Source organism: Limosilactobacillus mucosae DSM 13345 (genome assembly GCF_001436025.1).
Lineage (GTDB): Bacteria > Bacillota > Bacilli > Lactobacillales > Lactobacillaceae > Limosilactobacillus > Limosilactobacillus mucosae.
In genome coordinates, this window is record NZ_AZEQ01000007.1 from 60699 (window position 1) to 77985 (window position 17287).

The 17287-nt window shown below is 49.3% G+C and carries 12 protein-coding genes; 3 read left to right on the forward strand and 9 right to left on the reverse strand.

What is annotated here, in order from left to right; genetic code table 11:
* Positions 1–89: 89 nt before the first annotated feature.
* Entirely contained in the window at positions 90–500 is a 411-nt protein-coding gene (locus FC47_RS04410) for a hypothetical protein (RefSeq protein WP_056968123.1), read from the forward strand.
* A 35-nt stretch (positions 501–535) separates the two neighbouring features.
* Here the strand turns inward: FC47_RS04410 and pyrE are convergent, their stop codons facing one another.
* The 5 genes from pyrE to FC47_RS04435 form a co-directional block, all read right to left on the reverse strand.
* Complete coding sequence (gene pyrE / locus FC47_RS04415; protein ID WP_006500915.1) at positions 536–1174, reverse strand: orotate phosphoribosyltransferase; 639 nt, start codon at positions 1172–1174, stop codon at positions 536–538.
* Between the two features lie 2 nt (positions 1175–1176).
* Positions 1177–1908, reverse strand: coding sequence for an orotidine-5'-phosphate decarboxylase (gene pyrF / locus FC47_RS04420; protein WP_056968125.1), 732 nt, complete (start codon positions 1906–1908; stop codon positions 1177–1179).
* Positions 1908–2822 (reverse strand): dihydroorotate dehydrogenase, encoded by a 915-nt coding sequence (locus FC47_RS04425; protein WP_033934577.1) that lies wholly within the window; start codon positions 2820–2822, stop codon positions 1908–1910. The genes pyrF and FC47_RS04425 overlap by 1 nt, the downstream gene beginning before the upstream one ends.
* A 132-nt stretch (positions 2823–2954) precedes the next feature.
* Positions 2955–3485, reverse strand: coding sequence for a bifunctional pyr operon transcriptional regulator/uracil phosphoribosyltransferase PyrR (gene pyrR / locus FC47_RS04430; protein ID WP_006500912.1), 531 nt, complete (start codon positions 3483–3485; stop codon positions 2955–2957).
* Positions 3486–3730: 245 nt separating this feature from the next.
* Positions 3731–5020: an adenylosuccinate synthase gene (locus tag FC47_RS04435; protein ID WP_056968127.1), complete on the reverse strand. Its 1290-nt coding sequence runs from the start codon at positions 5018–5020 to the stop codon at positions 3731–3733.
* Positions 5021–5229: 209 nt separating this feature from the next.
* On the opposite strand from FC47_RS04435, the gene FC47_RS04440 reads away from it, so the two are divergent.
* Positions 5230–6204, forward strand: coding sequence for a GMP reductase (locus FC47_RS04440; protein WP_006500910.1), 975 nt, complete (start codon positions 5230–5232; stop codon positions 6202–6204).
* 151 nt (positions 6205–6355) lie between these two features.
* On the opposite strand, the gene arcC is transcribed toward FC47_RS04440, so the two are convergent.
* Positions 6356–7288, reverse strand: a complete 933-nt coding sequence (gene arcC, locus FC47_RS04445; protein WP_006500909.1) for a carbamate kinase — start codon at positions 7286–7288, stop codon at positions 6356–6358.
* Positions 7289–7337: 49 nt separating this feature from the next.
* A complete protein-coding gene (gene argF / locus FC47_RS04450) occupies positions 7338–8339 on the reverse strand; it encodes an ornithine carbamoyltransferase (RefSeq protein WP_006500908.1) in 1002 nt (333 codons plus the stop codon).
* A 290-nt stretch (positions 8340–8629) separates the two neighbouring features.
* Between argF and FC47_RS04455 the strand changes: the two genes are divergently transcribed.
* Complete coding sequence (locus FC47_RS04455; protein WP_033934574.1) at positions 8630–9472, forward strand: DNA-binding domain-containing protein; 843 nt, start codon at positions 8630–8632, stop codon at positions 9470–9472.
* A gap of 36 nt (positions 9473–9508) precedes the next feature.
* Here FC47_RS04455 and addA read toward each other — a convergent pair whose 3' ends face one another.
* Together addA and FC47_RS04465 are read right to left on the reverse strand one after the other, a co-directional pair.
* On the reverse strand, positions 9509–13342 hold the full coding sequence (gene addA / locus FC47_RS04460; RefSeq protein WP_056968129.1) for a helicase-exonuclease AddAB subunit AddA: 3834 nt from the start codon (positions 13340–13342) through the stop codon (positions 9509–9511).
* Positions 13335–17048: a PD-(D/E)XK nuclease family protein gene (locus tag FC47_RS04465; protein ID WP_056968131.1), complete on the reverse strand. Its 3714-nt coding sequence runs from the start codon at positions 17046–17048 to the stop codon at positions 13335–13337. Before FC47_RS04465 ends, addA begins: the two co-directional genes overlap by 8 nt.
* Positions 17049–17287 lie beyond the last annotated feature (239 nt).

The following is a 17287-nucleotide window of genomic DNA, read 5'->3' on the forward strand; positions in this document are numbered from 1 at the left end:
AAGCATGATTGAACTGTTGACATTATTAGGTCCGCATTCTCAGTTATGTTATGATTAATGGATAAACGTACAAAGGGAGGCCTGGACGGATGCAGAATCCATTTGGCAATAACAATCAAAATAATCAGGATTTTTTTAATAATCTGCCAATACCGCCAAACTATGCCAAGATCAAAAATGATGAGGGCGAAATGCGCATTGCCAAGGTAGGCTTTTCTTGGACCGTCTTTTTGTTTGGCCCGTTTCCAGCTTTGTTTCGCAATGACTGGTACAACTTCTTTTTAATGATCGTCTTGGATCTGGACTATGTTTTGGTCGGCCTGTTTTTCAAATGGAACTGGATGCTTGATTTCCCATGGCCAACACTGTTCTTCTGCTTCTTTTACAACATGATGTACTTTAGACATCTGTTCACCAAAGGATTCTATCCAGCCGATGAGCGTTCAAAAGAGCTTTTGACCCAATCCGGCTATTGGAAAGAAAAATATCGGCAAAAATAAAAAACGATAGCGAATCTGGCTATCGTTTTTTATTTTTAATGACGAGCTGACCAAGCGGCGGGATCCTTGCGCCATTCATGCAGATCCTTCATTTGATTGCGGTCGATTAAATCAGTCTTTTCAGCAGTCTCAATCAAAGTCGTGTAGTTGGTTACCGAGTAGTATGGAATGCCAAACTGCTGGAAGTTGTCATCGGCGGCCGGCAGTTCATAGGTGAAGACGGAAACCACGCCTACCACATCGGCGCCTTCTTTTTCAACGGCTTTAACGGCCTTTAAGACGCTGCCGCCAGTCGAGATCAGATCATCAATCACAACCACGCGCTGCCCCTCATAAAGAACGCCTTCCGTCTGCTTGCCCTGACCATGATCCTTAGGCTTGGAACGCACGTAGATCATCGGCAGACCCATTTCTTCGGCAACCCAGGCCGCGTGTGGAATCCCGGCCGTGGCGGTCCCAGCAATTACGTCGACGTCTTCGAAATGTTCGTTGATCAGCTGGACCATGCCTTCATAGATATTGCGGCGAACAGCTGGATAAGAGATCGTCAGGCGATTGTCAGTATAGATTGGCGAGTGCAGTCCGCTGGCCCAGGTGAATGGCTTGTCGGGGCTTAAGGTGATTGCTTGAATGTCTAAAAGATCTTTAGCAACGATTTCGGCTTGTGTTGACATGTTTAGTTTTCCCCTTCCATAAATGCTTGACGAATCATTTGGTAGGCACTGACTGGATCTTCTGCCAGCGTAATCGGCCGGCCAACCACGATCCCATTGCTGCCCAGCTCGCGAGCCTGCTGTGGCGTAACGACCCGTTTTTGATCATCATGAACCTGCAGATTTGGCCGAATCCCTGGGGTAACGCACAGAAAATCGGGACCGGTAACTTCGCGAATCGCCTTGACTTCTTGAGCTGAGCAGACGACCCCGTCCAGACCGTTTTTTTCCGAAAGCTGCGCGTAGTTCTGTACGGCTTCGATCAAGCTGAAGTCAACGTGCTGTTCCTCATGCAGAATCCGATCGTCAATCGAAGTCAGTTCCGTAATAGCCAGCAATTTAGGCATTGGACAGCCGGCCGCTTTGGCACCTTCTGCCAGCCCCGTCTTAGCTGCCTGCAGCATCTCACTGCCGCCAGCCGCGTGCGTCGTCACAAAGGAAACGCCCATCTTGCCGATTGCCGTCATTGCCCGCTTAACGGTGTTGGGAATGTCGTAGAGCTTTAAATCCAAGAAGATCTTAAAGCCGCGCTGCTTGGCTTCTCTAACAATGCCGGGACCAAACGCGTAGTACAGCTCCATCCCGATTTTGACGATCGGCGTGTGATCCGTGTCGTTGGCGAGTTCATCAAAAAGCTTCAATGCGGCCTGTTTCGTATCAACGTCAATGGCCACCATTGGTTCAAATCGTTCCATTAAAATCGTACCTCATTCAGATCTGTCAGTTTTTCAATACCATAATAATCCATCACCGTCGGCAGCTGGTCAATAATCTTAGGACAGGCCAGCGGATCATGGAAGCTGGCCGCGCCAACCTCAACCGCATTGGCACCAGCCATCATAAATTCCAAAACGTCTTCTGGAGTCTCGATCCCACCAACGCCAATAATCGGAATGTTGGAGAATTGGCGAACCTGGTGAATCATGCGCAGTGCAATTGGCTTTAAGGCCGCCCCAGAAAGCCCGCCCGTGACGTTGGCCAGTTTTGGCTTGCGCGTCTTCAGATCGATTGCCATGCCGGTTAAAGTGTTGATCATCGTCAAACCGGCCGCGCCACCATTGATTGCGGCTTTGGCCAGCGGAACGATGTCGGTAATGTTTGGCGTCAGCTTAACGTAGACCGGCACGTTAGAAACCGCTACGCACCGCCGCGTCAAGCGTTCCAACAATTCCGGATCGGTCCCCATTGCCAGACCGCCATGCTTGACGTTGGGGCATGAGACATTAAGTTCCATGGCACTGACGTAAGGCGAGGTTCCCAGTTTGGCCGCCACTGCTTCATATTCTTCCTCGCTAAAACCGGCCGCACTGGCGATCACTGGCAGTTCAGGATAGTTTTGCGCCAGCCATGGCAGCTTTTCTTGGACCACGTTGTCAACCCCGGCATTGTTCAGACCATAGGCATTCAGCCAGCCGGCAGATGTTTCACAGGCCCGTGGCGCAGGATTGCCTTTGCGTGGCTGACTGGTGGTTGACTTGATGACCAAGGAGCCTAATTTGTTTAAATCATAGTTGCGGGCAATCTCTTGACCATACCAGCAGGTTCCGCTGGCAGGAATTACCGGATTCTTCAAATGCAGGCCTGGAAGTGAAACTGATAAACGACTCATAATTTTCCCCTTTCGAAAAAAGCATCAGTTGCTCACTTCAGGAGAGCACTGATGCTTTTTAAGGTCGGTTAAAAACCTCACCGCACCGTTTGACCCTCTCTGGAGTTCATTAAATGGCAACGCTAAGTTAGACTATTCAATTGAGATATCTTCATGACCATCGTATTCTTCGACCGCCACGTGTACCGTTTCATTAGTTGACGTTGGAATGTTCTTGCCGACAAAATCAGGCCGAATCGGCAGCTCGCGGTGACCACGATCAACCAAGACCGCCAACGAGATGCGCTTAGGCCGGCCCATATCCATCAAGGCGTCTAAAGCAGCCCGCACCGTTCGTCCCGTGAATAAAACGTCGTCGACTAAGATAACGTGCTTATCGTTGATGTCGACGCCGAGGTCAGTAGTCTTGACTTCTGGCTCAACCTTATGATCTGGACGATGACGGTCATCACGATACAGCGTAATATCAAGCGTTCCTACTGGTACCTTGACCCCTTCCAACTGTTCCATGCGCTTGGCAAGACGTTGGGCCAGGTAGACACCGCGCGTTTTGATTCCAACAAAGACCAGGTTTTCGACACCCTTGTTTTGTTCGATAATTTCGTAGGTAATGCGGGTCAGTGCCCGTTGCATGCTTGAACCGTCAACGATTTCATGAGCCATGAAGTTCACTCCTTTATTTTATTTGCTGAAAGAAAAAACGTCTCTTCGCACCAAAACGAGGAGACGCAACATTTATCCGTTCCTTTTCAGCCTCACGGGACCAAGTTAAAGGTGCTCATACTTTATCTGTTAGTGTAACTGCCTCGATTAGCAGTGTCAACCGCCAGAACCAATTCTAATCAAACCATAATAAAAAGATCCAACCATCAAAGACGGCTGGATCTGATTGATTGATTTGCCAAGGTCTAACCCAGCCAAGGGTCATGCAGAATAATCGTCTGTTCACGGTCAGGGCCGACTGAAATCGTAGCCAGTGGCGTTTGTGACAGTTCACAGATCCGCTTCAAGTAGTTCTTGGCGTTTTCTGGCAACTCATCATAGCTCTTGATCTGCGTGATGTCGCCTTCCCAGCCCGGCAGCTCTTCATAAACCGGTTCGCAGCGATCCAGTTCAGCCAAGCTGGCAGGGTAGTAGTCGATTTCTTGACCATCTAAACGGTAGGCCTTGCAGATCTTGACCGTCTTTAAGCCAGACAAGACGTCAAGCAGGTTCAGACTCAGGTAGGTCATGCCATCAACACGACGGGCATGACGCATGGCAACCGAGTCAAACCAGCCAACCCGCCGTGGACGACCGGTTACGACCCCGTATTCATGACCAACTTCGCGAATGTGGGCGCCAATCTCATCGTGCAGCTCGGTTGGGAAAGGACCAGCCCCAACCCGCGTGCAGTAGGCTTTGCAGATGCCAACGACCGTATCGATCTGGTTAGGTCCAACGCCCGCCCCAGTTGGCGCACCGGCAGCTCCAGAATTAGAAGAGGTAACGTATGGGTAGGTACCATCGTCGATATCCAGCATCGTACCTTGCGCACCTTCAAATAGTACTTTTTTGCCGGCATCCAATTCATCGTTAACCAACAGCGAAGTGTCGGTAACGTATTTCTTCAGTTCTTGACCGTACTCGTAATATTCATTAAAGATGTCATCGAATTCGAGCGGTTCAACATGATAGATCTTCGTAAACAGCTCGTTTTTAGCAGCCAGGTTAGCCCGCAGCTTTTCAGCAAAGACATCGCGTTCCAGCAGATCGCACATCCGAATCCCAGTCCGCGCAACCTTGTCCATGTAGGTTGGGCCAATCCCCTTTTGGGTCGTGCCAACCTTCTTGTCACCCTTGGCTTCTTCTTGGCACTTGTCAAGCAGCAGGTGGTAAGGCAGGGTAACGTGGGCGCGGTTAGAGATTCTAAGACCATCCGTGCTGATGCCATTATCGTTTAAGTAATGGATTTCTTCGAGCAGCGCCTTAGGATTTACCACAACCCCATTACCGATCACGGAAAGCTTCTTAGCGCCGAAAATCCCTGATGGAATCAAGCGCAGAGCAAATTTCTTGCCGTCAAAGCTAATGGAATGGCCGGCATTGTTGCCCCCCTGCGAACGAACGACGACATCGGCTTCCTGACTGAGATAGTCGGTCATTTTGCCCTTGCCTTCGTCGCCCCATTGACTGCCGACGATTACTACTGATGCCATTAATTAGTCACCTCATCCAAAATTTCTTTATGAGCACGTACTTACTTAATGATATTATACGATTTACCAAAAATTTGCAAGATATTAACCGAACGTTTTCAAAAAGACCGATTAAAAATGTGCGTTTTATACTTGACGCCATGAATTTGTTTGTGCATAATAGCTAAGGTTTAACGTATTACATTTTTACCAAAAAGGAGCCTTGACTCATGGAAACTTTTGATTACGATGACATTCAACTGGTGCCTAACAAGTGCATCATCAAGAGTCGCAGCGAAGCCGATACCAGCGTTAAGTTTGGTCCCAAGACTTTCAAGATTCCCGTTGTTCCTGCCAACATGGAAAGCGTAATTGACGAGGATCTGGCAATCTGGCTGGCCCAAAACGACTACTACTATGTAATGCATCGTTTCCAGCCCGAAGACCGTGCCGACTTTGTTAAGCGCATGCATGATCGCGGCTTGTTTGCCTCCATTTCGGTTGGAATCAAAGATAGTGAATACGATTTTATCGATCGATTAAAATCCGAACATTTAGTCCCAGAATACATTACGATTGATGTTGCTCACGGACACTCAGATTATGTAATTAAAATGATTCGCTATATTAAGCAACAATTACCTGAATCATTCTTAACTGCCGGCAACGTTGCCACTCCGGAAGCCGTTCGTGAACTGGAAAACGCCGGTGCCGATGCTACCAAAGTCGGCGTCGGCCCTGGTAAAGCCTGCATCACTAAGCTCAAAACCGGCTTTGGCACTGGTGGCTGGCAGCTGGCCGCACTGCGTCTGTGCAGTAAGGCCGCCAGCAAGCCGCTGATTGCCGATGGTGGGATTCGTCACAACGGCGACATTGCCAAATCAGTCCGTTTCGGTGCCTCAATGGTTATGATTGGCTCACTCTTGGCCGGCCATCAAGAATCACCTGGTCATCTGATCACCATCGACGGCAAGCGCTACAAGCAGTACTGGGGATCTGCTTCCGAAGTGCAAAAAGGCGCCTACCGCAATGTTGAAGGCAAGCAGATGCTGGTGCCATTCCGTGGTTCGATTAAAGACACGCTGCTGGAAATGCAAGAAGATCTGCAGTCGTCCATCTCATATGCCGGGGGCCGCGACCTTAAGTCAATTACCAAGGTTGACTATGTGGTCGTTAAAAACTCCATCTTAAACGGCGACTATTAATCAAAAGGATCAGTCCAGACAAGGCTGATCCTTTTTTATTTATATTGGCAGCACTAAAAAAGTCGCCCCGCGTTTTGCGAGACGACTCTTTTTGCTATTGGTATTAATGCTTGGGAGACTTACGTCAGTGGATTTAAGGAGTTATTTTGAACTAGCCATCAACGATAACCGTGCCCAGCTTGCCAGCCAAGGCATCCTTCAAACCGCTCAGTGAAGTGATGATAGCTTCACGGTCTGGGTGATCCTTAACAAATGACATGCAGGCTTCGATCTTAGGCAGCATACTGCCGGCAGCGAATTCCTTTTCGTCGATGTACTTCTTGGCTTCGGAAATCGTTAATTTCTTCAGCGTCTTTTGATCTGGTTGGTTGTAGTGAACATAGACATAGTCAACCGCCGTCAGAATGATCAGCTTGTCGGCATCGATGTTGTCGGCCAGCAGTGCACTCGTCCGATCCTTGTCGATAACGGCTGGCACGCCTTGCAGACCATCATCAGTAAAGATAACGGGAACCCCGCCCCCGCCACCTGCGATTACCAGGTCGCCGGCTTCGATCAGCTTGTTGATACTGTCGATTTCCAAGATCCGCTTTGGCAGTGGTGATGGAACAACTTGACGATAGCCACGGCCAGCATCTTCAACAAACGTGTAGCCTTTTTCCTTTTCGATTGCTTCGGCTTGTTCCTTAGTGTAGAAATCACCAACTGGCTTCGTTGGATTCTCAAAAGCCTGGTCCTTTGGGTCAACAGCAACTTGCGTAACCATCGTAACCACGTTCTTGTTCATCCAGCGACGGTGCAGTTCGTTTTGCAGACTCTGCTGCAGGTGGTAGCCGATGTAGCCTTGGCTCATCGCACCACATTCTGGGAATGGGAAGGCAGGTGCCTTGCCATTTTCAGCGGCGTAGTTCATACCCAGATTGATCGCCCCAACCTGTGGACCATTCCCATGACTGATAACTACTTGATTGCCTGAAGATACCAGGCTGATCAAAGACCAAGCCGTGTTCTTAACCAATTCAAGCTGTTCTTCAGGTGTCTTGCCTAAAGCATTGCCCCCTAATGCAACTACTACTTTAGCCATATGCAGTTCCCCCTTGGTAATAGAATCAATTAATGATGTGGATGTTTAATTATTCACCAAGAGTGGCAACCATAACGGCTTTGATGGTGTGCATCCGGTTTTCAGCTTCGCGGAAGACAACGGAGTGCTTGCTTTCAAAGACTTCGTCAGTAACTTCCATTTCCTTAAGGCCAAACTTCTTTTCGATTTCACGACCAACTTCAGTGTCCAGGTTGTGGAATGCAGGCAGACAGTGTTCGAAGATAACGTTAGGGTTTTCAGTAGCCTTCATAACGTCCATCGTTACTTGGTAAGGCTTCAGCAGCTTGATCCGCTTTTCCCACATGTCGTCGGATTCACCCATGGATACCCAAACGTCAGCGTAGATAACGTCCATGCCCTTGACACCTTCCTTGATGTCGTTGGTTACGACGATCTTGGCACCAGTTTCCTTGGCAATTTCGTTAGCCTTGTCCAGCGTTTCCTTAGTTGGTTCAAGTTCCTTAGGCGTTACAACGTGGTATTCCATACCCATAACAGCGGCACCCAGCATCAGAGCGTTGGATACGTTGTCTTGACCGTCACCAACAAAGGCAAACTTGATGTCTTGGTAGTTCTTCTTCAGAACTTCCTTAGCAGTCAGGAAGTCGGCCAGAACTTGGGTTGGGTGGTCTTCATCAGTCAGACCGTTCCAAACTGGCACACCAGAGTACTTAGCCAGAATTTCAACGTTGCGTTGGGAGAAGCCACGGTATTCAATACCATCGAACATCCCACCCAATACGCGAGCCGTGTCCTTAACGGATTCCTTGTGGCCAATGTGAGAGCCGGATGGGCCAAGGTAGGTTACGTGAGCACCTTCGTCTTTGGCACCAACTTCAAATGAACAACGGGTACGAGTAGAACTCTTTTCAAAAATCAGAGCAATGTTCTTGCCTTCCAGACGCTTGCCTTCATTGCCCGTGTACTTAGCCTTCTTCAAATCTTCGGCCAGGTTCAGCATGTATTCCATTTCACGGGTGTTAAAGTCAGCCAGGGTTAAGAAACTGCGGTTACGTAAGTTAAATGACATTTTTAAGTTCCTCCTTCTTAATTACAGTCTCTATCATAGAAACCGTTTTCAGTAATCTTCACATTGATTCAAAATACTTCAAAAGAAAAATTTATTTTTTAGGTTATCTTAATCTTGATATATCAAGGAATGTAAACGCTATCTTAGAAATATGCATTAAATCGGTGCATAAAACATCACCGCTCAAAAAGGGATGTTGCTGGTTAAATAAAAATGTTAAAATTCAAGAAGCATCAAAAAGTTTCCAAAAACTTCAATTTGAGAATGTTTATGCTTTAGGAGGTATTTTTATGAATTTTTACATTGCTGACGATGATCCTGATACCATTGATCTGCTTAGCGATTTGATTGAGAACGACTTTAACAATTCAATCGTTGGGGTCGCCGATAATCCTCAGCAGGCCTATGATGACCTTTTAAGGCTGCGCGTCGACATCATGCTGGTCGACTATGGCATGCCAGTAATGTCAGGAATTCAGCTGATTGAAAAGCTTAAAGCCGCCAACAGTCAGCCGCATTTTATCATGATGTCTTCAGTAAGTGATGCTAGGACGCGGACGGCTGCCTACCAGGCTGGCATTGACTTCTTCTTAGAAAAGCCAATCAACCTGGCCGAAACCAAGCATATTATTCGACTCATTGCCGGCTATACGCTGATGACCGACAAGCTCAACCGCATCTTTGAGCTGGTTGGCAGCAGTGCCCCCTATCATCTGCCACAGTCTCAGCAGCGGCAGCAGGTTGACCGCATCAAATCGATTCTGCGCTTTTTGGGCATCACGGCAGAAACCGGCTGCCAAGACATCATTCGCATTATTTCATTAATGGTGGATCAAAAACTGGGCTTCAGCGACATTGATTTTGCCAGCGTGCTGCATTTTGACGCACACACCAAAAAAATCGTCTTTCAAAGAATTCGCCGGGCTTTAAAAGTCGGCCTCAACAATCTTGCCAATATGTTTTTGGACTATCCGGAAAACGAGATCTTAATGGAATATGCCAACAACCTTTTCGGCTACAAAAACGTACATAATGAAGTACTCAAGCTTAAAGGCGTTCAAAACAATGGCGGTCAGATCTCGCTGCAGCACTTTTTTGACGGTCTGCTGCAGGAAAGCATCATTGAAAAATAGCCAAAATGGGACTCGACAGCTGCCGAGCCCCATTTTTTAGATCTCTTTTAATTCACGCGTAGCCACCAAATACAGCCACCGGTGCGCAACCTTTTGCCGTTCGACATTCTGCAGTGCGCCGGCGTACAAGTTCAGCTGCCCGCTGTAACGATCAACGATACGCTGCTCAGAACGTTCCTTAAGCGCGGCCGTTGATTGATCAACATGATCGGTCTTATAGTCAAATAGTTCCAAGCCATCATCACCGACAAAATAGCCATCAACAATCCCGTGAATCAATACGGGAGCATCCTCTTTTTCATCTGCCAGATTCTTAAAGAGCTGGGCGGCATTGATCAGCATGGAAAAAGGAGCCTCACGCCGCAGACTGGCCGCGTGCGCCAAAATCCGCCGACCAAGCTCAGTTTGATAAAAGGCCACGATGCCGTCAATATCAATGGCATCAGCCAGTTTATCCGTGCTTAGCAGCTGATCCATTCTTAGTTGAGCGATCGTTTGGCTGACCAGTTTGGCATCTACCTGACCACTGCTCAGATCAAGTTTTTGAAAGACCAGGTGCGTTGCCGTTCCGATTTCAGATGCCGAGGGCTGATGTTTTTGAGTCGTCATAAACTTAGGCTGGGCAAAATCATCGCTGCGATACCAACCGCTTGTCTTGACCTGCTGCTGATCAAACGTCAGTCGGCCCATTTCACGATCATCAGGGTCCTGGACGGCAAACAGCTGCTTGATGTCGCTGACCGCTTGATAGGCCGTCGTCAACACTGCTTCAGGATGCGGATATTCCATTTCCACGACCTGCTTAAAGGCCTGCTGCTGGTTAGGCGTCAGCTGGGTTGCCGGCGCGGTCGTCTCCTTAGCCTGTTCGCCACGCTGCGCCGCCAGATCATCAAGCTGTTTTTGAACCTGCGTCTGGTTATAGCGCTGGGCAAAAAAATCACCTGCGCTGGTCTGCCAGGCGGCTTCATCATCGTTGGCTTCCATCCCCAGATCAGCCAGGTCAAAATCAGCTGTCCGCACCATTCCCATGCCGATCCAATCCAAAAACGAATGGGCATTGAGCCGAGCCTGGGAACCAATGACGGCAGTACTGCTCTGCAGGGCTTTTTGCCAAGTCTTGGCGGTCTGCTTCAATCCTGAGCGGCCAGGGCCTTCTTTGTTTTCATTGACTGAGCCTGTAATGATCAAACGCTGCTGAGCTCGCGTCAAGGCAACGTACAAGACCCGCAGATCCTCTGCTCGGCTGCTGGCTCTTTGGGCTTCAATAATCAGGTTGCGCTGCGGCAGGTCATAGAGAATCTGTGGCAATGCATCAGGTGCCTGATCCGCGGCCCGGCCAAGATACTTGATTCCCAAACCCGCGTTGGCATCAATAATCGCCTTGCCGTTTTCATCCTTAAAGCCATGCGCCGTGTCGATCAAAAAGACCACGGGAAATTCCAGCCCCTTGGCACCATGGATCGTCATGACGTTCACGGTATCGCTGGCAAGCTGTGCCGGAGCCTCGCCAAGATCCTGATTGCGTTTTTGCATGCGTTCGACAAACCGAATGAATTGATAAAGTCCTTTAAAGCTGCTTTCTTCATAGCCATGCGCTCGTTCATACAAGGCATGCAGATTGGCCTGCCGCTGCTGTCCCCCTGGCATGCCGGCCACATAGTCCAGATAGCCAGTTTCTTGATAGATCGTCCAAATCAATTCAACCAATGAACGTCGCTGGGCAATGTTATGAAACTCATGCAGCTGGTCCAAAAAGCGGGCCGTCTTTTGATGCAGCACGGCCAGATCAATACCATATGGATGATCATCAGGCAGCTTTAAGTCATGGTAGGTCGTCACGAAACGCTCCAATGCCTGGAAATACTGATCATGCCGGTCATTGATGCGCAGATAGGCCATTTCCGGTTCTGTCAGCCCAACGATTGGCGAGCGCAGAACGGCAACCAGTGGAATGTCTTGGTATGGATTGTCGATAATCTTCAACAATGAAACGATCGTCCGTACCTCGGTCGACTTAAAGTAGTTTTCCACGCCATGAACGGTCAATGGAATATTCAACGAGGCAAACTCGTTGACCAGCGTGTTGTTGATTGACTTGGCCCGTTCCAAAAGCACGATATCGCCTGGCTTGATGTCACGATGACCATCGGGAGCGTCGGGATCAAAAATCTGTTCATGATTGTCCAGCATTTGGCGAATCCGCATGCCGACCATCCGCAGCTCGCCTGACTGACGATCAGCCTCATGACTGGCATTGGCGTCGTTGTCCTCAGCATTGGCATCATAGAGCATCACCTCAACTGGCTTGACCTGCTCTTTAGGATACCATTGCGCGGCAAATTTCAAATGAGCAGCCTCATCATAGTCCATCTCACCAACTTGATGATCCATCAGCTGACTGAACAGCAGGTTGGTAAAATCGGTCACGTTAGGCATGGAGCGGAAGTTTTCAGCCAGATTGATCAGCTCGCCTGGTGAATCCGGCTGCAGCTGATCTTCGCTGACAAACGTTTCATATTTATGTAGAAACATCGTCGGGTCAGCCTGCCGGAACCGATAGATCGACTGCTTGACGTCGCCAACCATAAACAGCTGGTTGACGCTTGGATCATGGAGCTGCTGGAGGATCTTTTCCTGCAGCGGATTGGTGTCTTGATACTCATCAATCATAATTTCGCGATAGTGCCGCTGCAGATTCTTTAAAGTCTGCTTACCGGCATTCGTATCAACCGTCAGAATCTGGTAGGCATAGTGCTCCAAGTCGGAAAAATCAAGCAGGTGCCGCTGCAGCTTGATCTGCTGATAGTTTTGGCGATACTGCCAGGCTACCTGAACCAACTCATCAACGACTTTCTTGGCCCCTGCCGACAGCTTGATCAGCAACTTGGCATCCATAAAGTAGTGATCATGCAGGCTTTGAATCTGTTCGCGCAGCTCGTTGCGTGAATCCTTGATTGCATCGTATGCCGCCAATGCAGCCGTTTCATCTTTTTTGGGCCGGCCTTTGATCGTTGGAAACATTTTTTTGGTCAGTTGGGCGCTGATTGCGTCCCAAGTACCGGTTTCGGTCAGTTTCAGCAGCTGCTCTACCCGTTCGGCATCGTCAGCCAGCATCTGCGAAGTCGTCGTCAAGTCAGCTGCCTGGGCCTGATGAGTCAGCGTGACAAAATCAGCATGGATCTGCTTTAGTTCACGCTGCAGGACCGGCAGCAGCTGTTTTTGGTAAAAGTTCGACTTGGTCAGCTCATCATCATTCAGCTCATATAATCTAGGCAATTGCCAAAGCCAGGCATGCGGGTCGGCCTGTGCGTTGGCAACTCGATCCAGTTCCATCACGATATCGCTCAATGCGTCATCACTGCGGTCGTTGACAAAATTCATCACCAGCCGCTCAAATGGTCGCTGGCTGGGATCTTCAATCAGCGCGTCTCTGGCATACAGTTCTTCTCTAAGATCATCCCAGACTTGATCTTGCAGCAGCGTCGTCTCGGTTTCATCAGTCAGCAGGCGAAACTGTGGGTCCAGATCAATCAAGTAGTAGTAGCGCTTGATCAGCTGTTGGCAAAAGGCATGAATCGTACTGATGTGGGCAATCGCCAGCCGGTTGATCTGATCGCGCAGATGACGGTTGTTGGCCTCTTTTTCCAAACGGCGCCGAATCCGCTCGCGCATGTTATCGGCGGCTTCGTTGGTAAAAGTAACCATCAGCAGCTGATCGATATTGAGATTCGGATCTTCTTTCAGCATTTTGATAACGCGGTCAACCAATACCGTTGTCTTCCCCGCGCCAGCTGATGCCGACACCAAAATATCATGGGTTCTGGCATCAATGGCTCGCTGCTGCTGTGGCGTAAACCTGGTATCACTCATGTTTTTCCCCCTGTGATTCTTGTTTCAGCTTTTTCTGCACATCGCGCTCGGTTAGCAAAACATCGCGATAGTTCTTTTGATCCAGCATTGGGTCGAAGCGGTAGATGTCTTGATAGTCGCTGTATTGCAGGCCGTCGCGCTTATCAAGCCGATATGGCCGCAAAGACGTGTCCCCTGCAAAAATCTGCGTCGCCGCGTTGACGATGCGTTCCTGATTACGCTGCAAAAGAGCAGCCAGCTGTGACTCATCAACCAGTGCCATGCCGCTGTTGGCCTTGATGTTGCCGTTCTTAAAGGCACGCAGGTTCAGAATCTGCGGTTTGAAATTGTCAAAGCCCTGATCCAGATCATTCAGCAATTGCCGATCGTTCAGCAGAACCCCTCGATAGCGATGACTCTTTAATTCTTCAGATGCCAGACTGCCGCTGAGATCCTCCCATTTAAAGACGGGGTTCTGCAGATGCAGGTACAAAGCCCCGGCGATCTTGGCCGACTGCTGATTCAGCTTGAGCTGGTGGCTGAGACTGTTTAGATATGACAGCATCTGCAGTGCCAAGCCGTCATAGGCCTCGACCATATTAAACTGCTGATTGCCGGATTTGTAATCAACCACCATCAAATAAGGCTCCTGATTCAGCTCAACGGAATCAACCCGGTCGATCCGGCCACGCAGATAGACCTTATGACCATGATCAAGCGGGTAGATCAATGGCGCAAAGCTCTGCTGCCCTTGATCGCTCAAGTCCATCACGCCGAATTTCTGTTCCGTTACCACGTTTTTGGCGCGCGTCAGCTTGGACTGATCACGCAAAACCTTCGTCATCGTTTCGACCAGACGTTCCAGCTGCCGCTTGCGAAAGGCCAGTCGCTGATAGTTCTGCGTTAATTGAATCAACTGTGGCTGCTGATCAAAGGCCCAGGCCATTGCCTGATGGGTGAGACGCTGCAGCTGATCATCGGTCAGTTGGCGGAGTGCTAAGCCTTGCTCACTAAGCAGCCGCATGAAGCGATCCAGACTGTCATGGAAAAACGTCCCGGATTTATCGGCCGAGATTTCCAGCTCTTCTCGTTTTTGAATACGCAGGCCATATTTAAGAAAGTATTCATATGGGTTGCGATAATAGTCCTGCAATTGAGAAATTGAAGCATACAGCGTGTCATGCTGCAGCGCGGGTGCTATTTCTCCTGGCCGTTCACCATTCTGCAGTGCCTGCGTTCGTGCATCCAGTGCTTCTGGATCCCATTGACCATACAGCCGTTCTGCCAGATCAGCCGGCAGCGGCGTCGTTTCATTGGTATAGTCAAGACTTTGCGCCGTCCAGTCGTAGCGCTTGACCTTTTGCGCCATCAGTTCGCTTAAAAAGTTCCAGGCCGCGCCCAATGGCTGATGATCATCCAATGCCTGCCGCTTAACCTGCATCAGCGTACCCAATACTGCAAATGGCGTACTGACAAACGGCCAGGCTACGGTCGCGGTATCCTGTGGCTGAGCCATAAACGGCAGATCATCCTTGAGACGTTTCTTGTCGGCATCCCAGCGATCAAACGCCATCGCCAGATCAATCATATAAGGCGACATACTAAGCGGTTTTTCATCATTGCCGATCTGCGGTGCCGAAATGATCAAACGCTGGCGGCCGCTCATAAAGCCCAGGTAGTTTAAAAACGGCTCGTTGCTCATTTTTTCAACACCGCTGGCTGGCAGAAACTGTTCGTCATCCAGACAGGCATTCAACAGCTCACGGTCCGGATCGCTAAGCAGTCCCGTAGCTGACTTGGCTTCCGGCATGACGTCGCTGGTTGCGCCCATCATAAAGACGACCTTGCGCGTAGTGGTTTGCACGATCCCGGTTTCCGAAATCACGACCTGATCCAAGGTTGATGGAATCTGCGAGTATTGCGCGGCCTCAAAACCAGCCATCAATAAATCGGCAAACTCATCAATTAAAAATGGCTGCTGCTGACCTAAGATCTGCACGTACTCATCCAGCAGATTACAAAAGACTTGCCAGACCTGCTGAGGTTCCTGCGCCCTTGCCAGATCAGACCGGCTGTCGGCAATCGACCATTCCTCCAGCCGCTTGACAACGCCGGCATTGACCAAAAAGCCGTACAGTGCTTTGGCTGCCGCCGCGCCGTTTTCTGCCTGATCAAGCTGGCTGAAAAATTTTTGCAGTCCGCTGACGTAATCCTTGACGACGTTTAATGGTGCCGAGGCATACTGATCGCGTTTCTGCATATCCGGATGGTGCCGCAGCTCTTCAGCATCTACGTTGGGATCAAAATGCCACCGCTGACTGCTCAGCCAATCATCACCCGTGCGGCCATATTGGAGACACCAGTTTTCCGTTTGGTAGACGGCCTTTTGGAAATATTTTCGGGTAACAAGCCGGCCCAGATCATCATGCATTTGTTGCGGAATCAGCAATCCTGTCTTCAAAAGGTGCATCACGTCACTGGTTGCAAAATGACGCTGATAGACCTTAAACAGCGCCTCAATCAGATTTACCAAGGGATGATTGTTCATCAAGCGCTCAAGGTCATTAAAAATCGGCACCTCATGCGCTTTAAAAACCGATTCAAGCATCGTGGCATAACCGTCCAGATGGCGCGTCAAAATCAAGAAGTCCCGATAGCGGTATTTACCCGTGCTGACCAGCTGACGAATCTTGGCTGCGATCAGATTCAGCTCCGCCACGCGATTGGGGGCCGTAAAGAACTGAATGCTTTGGGAATCTTGAAGCGGCGCGCTCGGCAGCTCATTCAGCATCTGAGCCTGAGCCGCCAAGACCCGATCCAGCACCTGCAGATCCGCAGTAACGCGCGGCTGGTCGGCCATCACGTCTGCCAGCTGCTTGACGCCCGGCGTTTGCTTGGCGAATTTTGCCAAGCGATAGTACTGACGCCCTGATTCATAAAACAGATTATGCTCATCTGGCAGCTGATTTTGGTATGGGCGATCCAAAACCAGCGCGATCGTGGTCGCCTGGGCATTTTTGATCAGCGCTTGTACGATCTGCAGCTCACGAGCCGTAAACTGCGAAAACCGGTCCAGATAAAAATAGGCGTGTGACAGATCCTTTTGCTGCAGATACTTCACCAAAAGCGCGTCAATCTGACTGATATCTTGATAGTCGCCCAGAGCCTTCACGAATTCGCCATACACCAGAAAAATGACTTTAAGCTTAGCTTGCCAGACATCATCTAAGATCTGACGATTGTCTTTGGCCCAGGTCTGTGCACGTTCCATAATGGCCGCATAGTCAGTCGGTGCGATCCGAGCCGTCTGCAGTTCGGTCAGCTGCTGTGTCAGTTCCTTGATAAAACCTGGCCGCTTGATTTCGCCGGCAAACATCTGCATTTCATTTTGATGCTGGTTGACGATCTGAGCCGTCAGCATCGTCAGCCCCGTTGGCGAAAGCCGTGGTGCCTGAAAAGCCGGCGTGTCGCGCAGCAGATACCATGCCAACCGACTGAACGACAGTACCTGCACCTTCATCTGAGCATATGGCTGATCCGGATCCTGCTCAGCGGTATTTTTCAGCCGATTCAGTACTTCGATTTCGGTTGCAAACTTAATATGGTTGGGAACCAGGTAGAAGAACTCGCCTTTAGGATCAGCGGCCAGCTGCTGTTTCATTTCAGCCAGCAGCCCAGCCTGATGATCATCCGCGGCTGTCCCCAAAATAAACTTTAAGCTGCTCATTAAATCGCTCCTCCGTTTTGATTGATTGACTTAATTTTATCATGCACCCCCGCCGTTAAAGACCGCGACTGTCAATTCTGTTTTTAATTATAATCAACAAAGATTGTGATTTTATGATCAATAATACCTCGTGTTAATAATCCCTTTGATATCAACATTTCAAGCCGTTTTAAAATAAAAATCGCAAATTTTGATTTCTTGGTTGTCTTTGTCAGATAAAAGTGGTTTAATGTAATTGT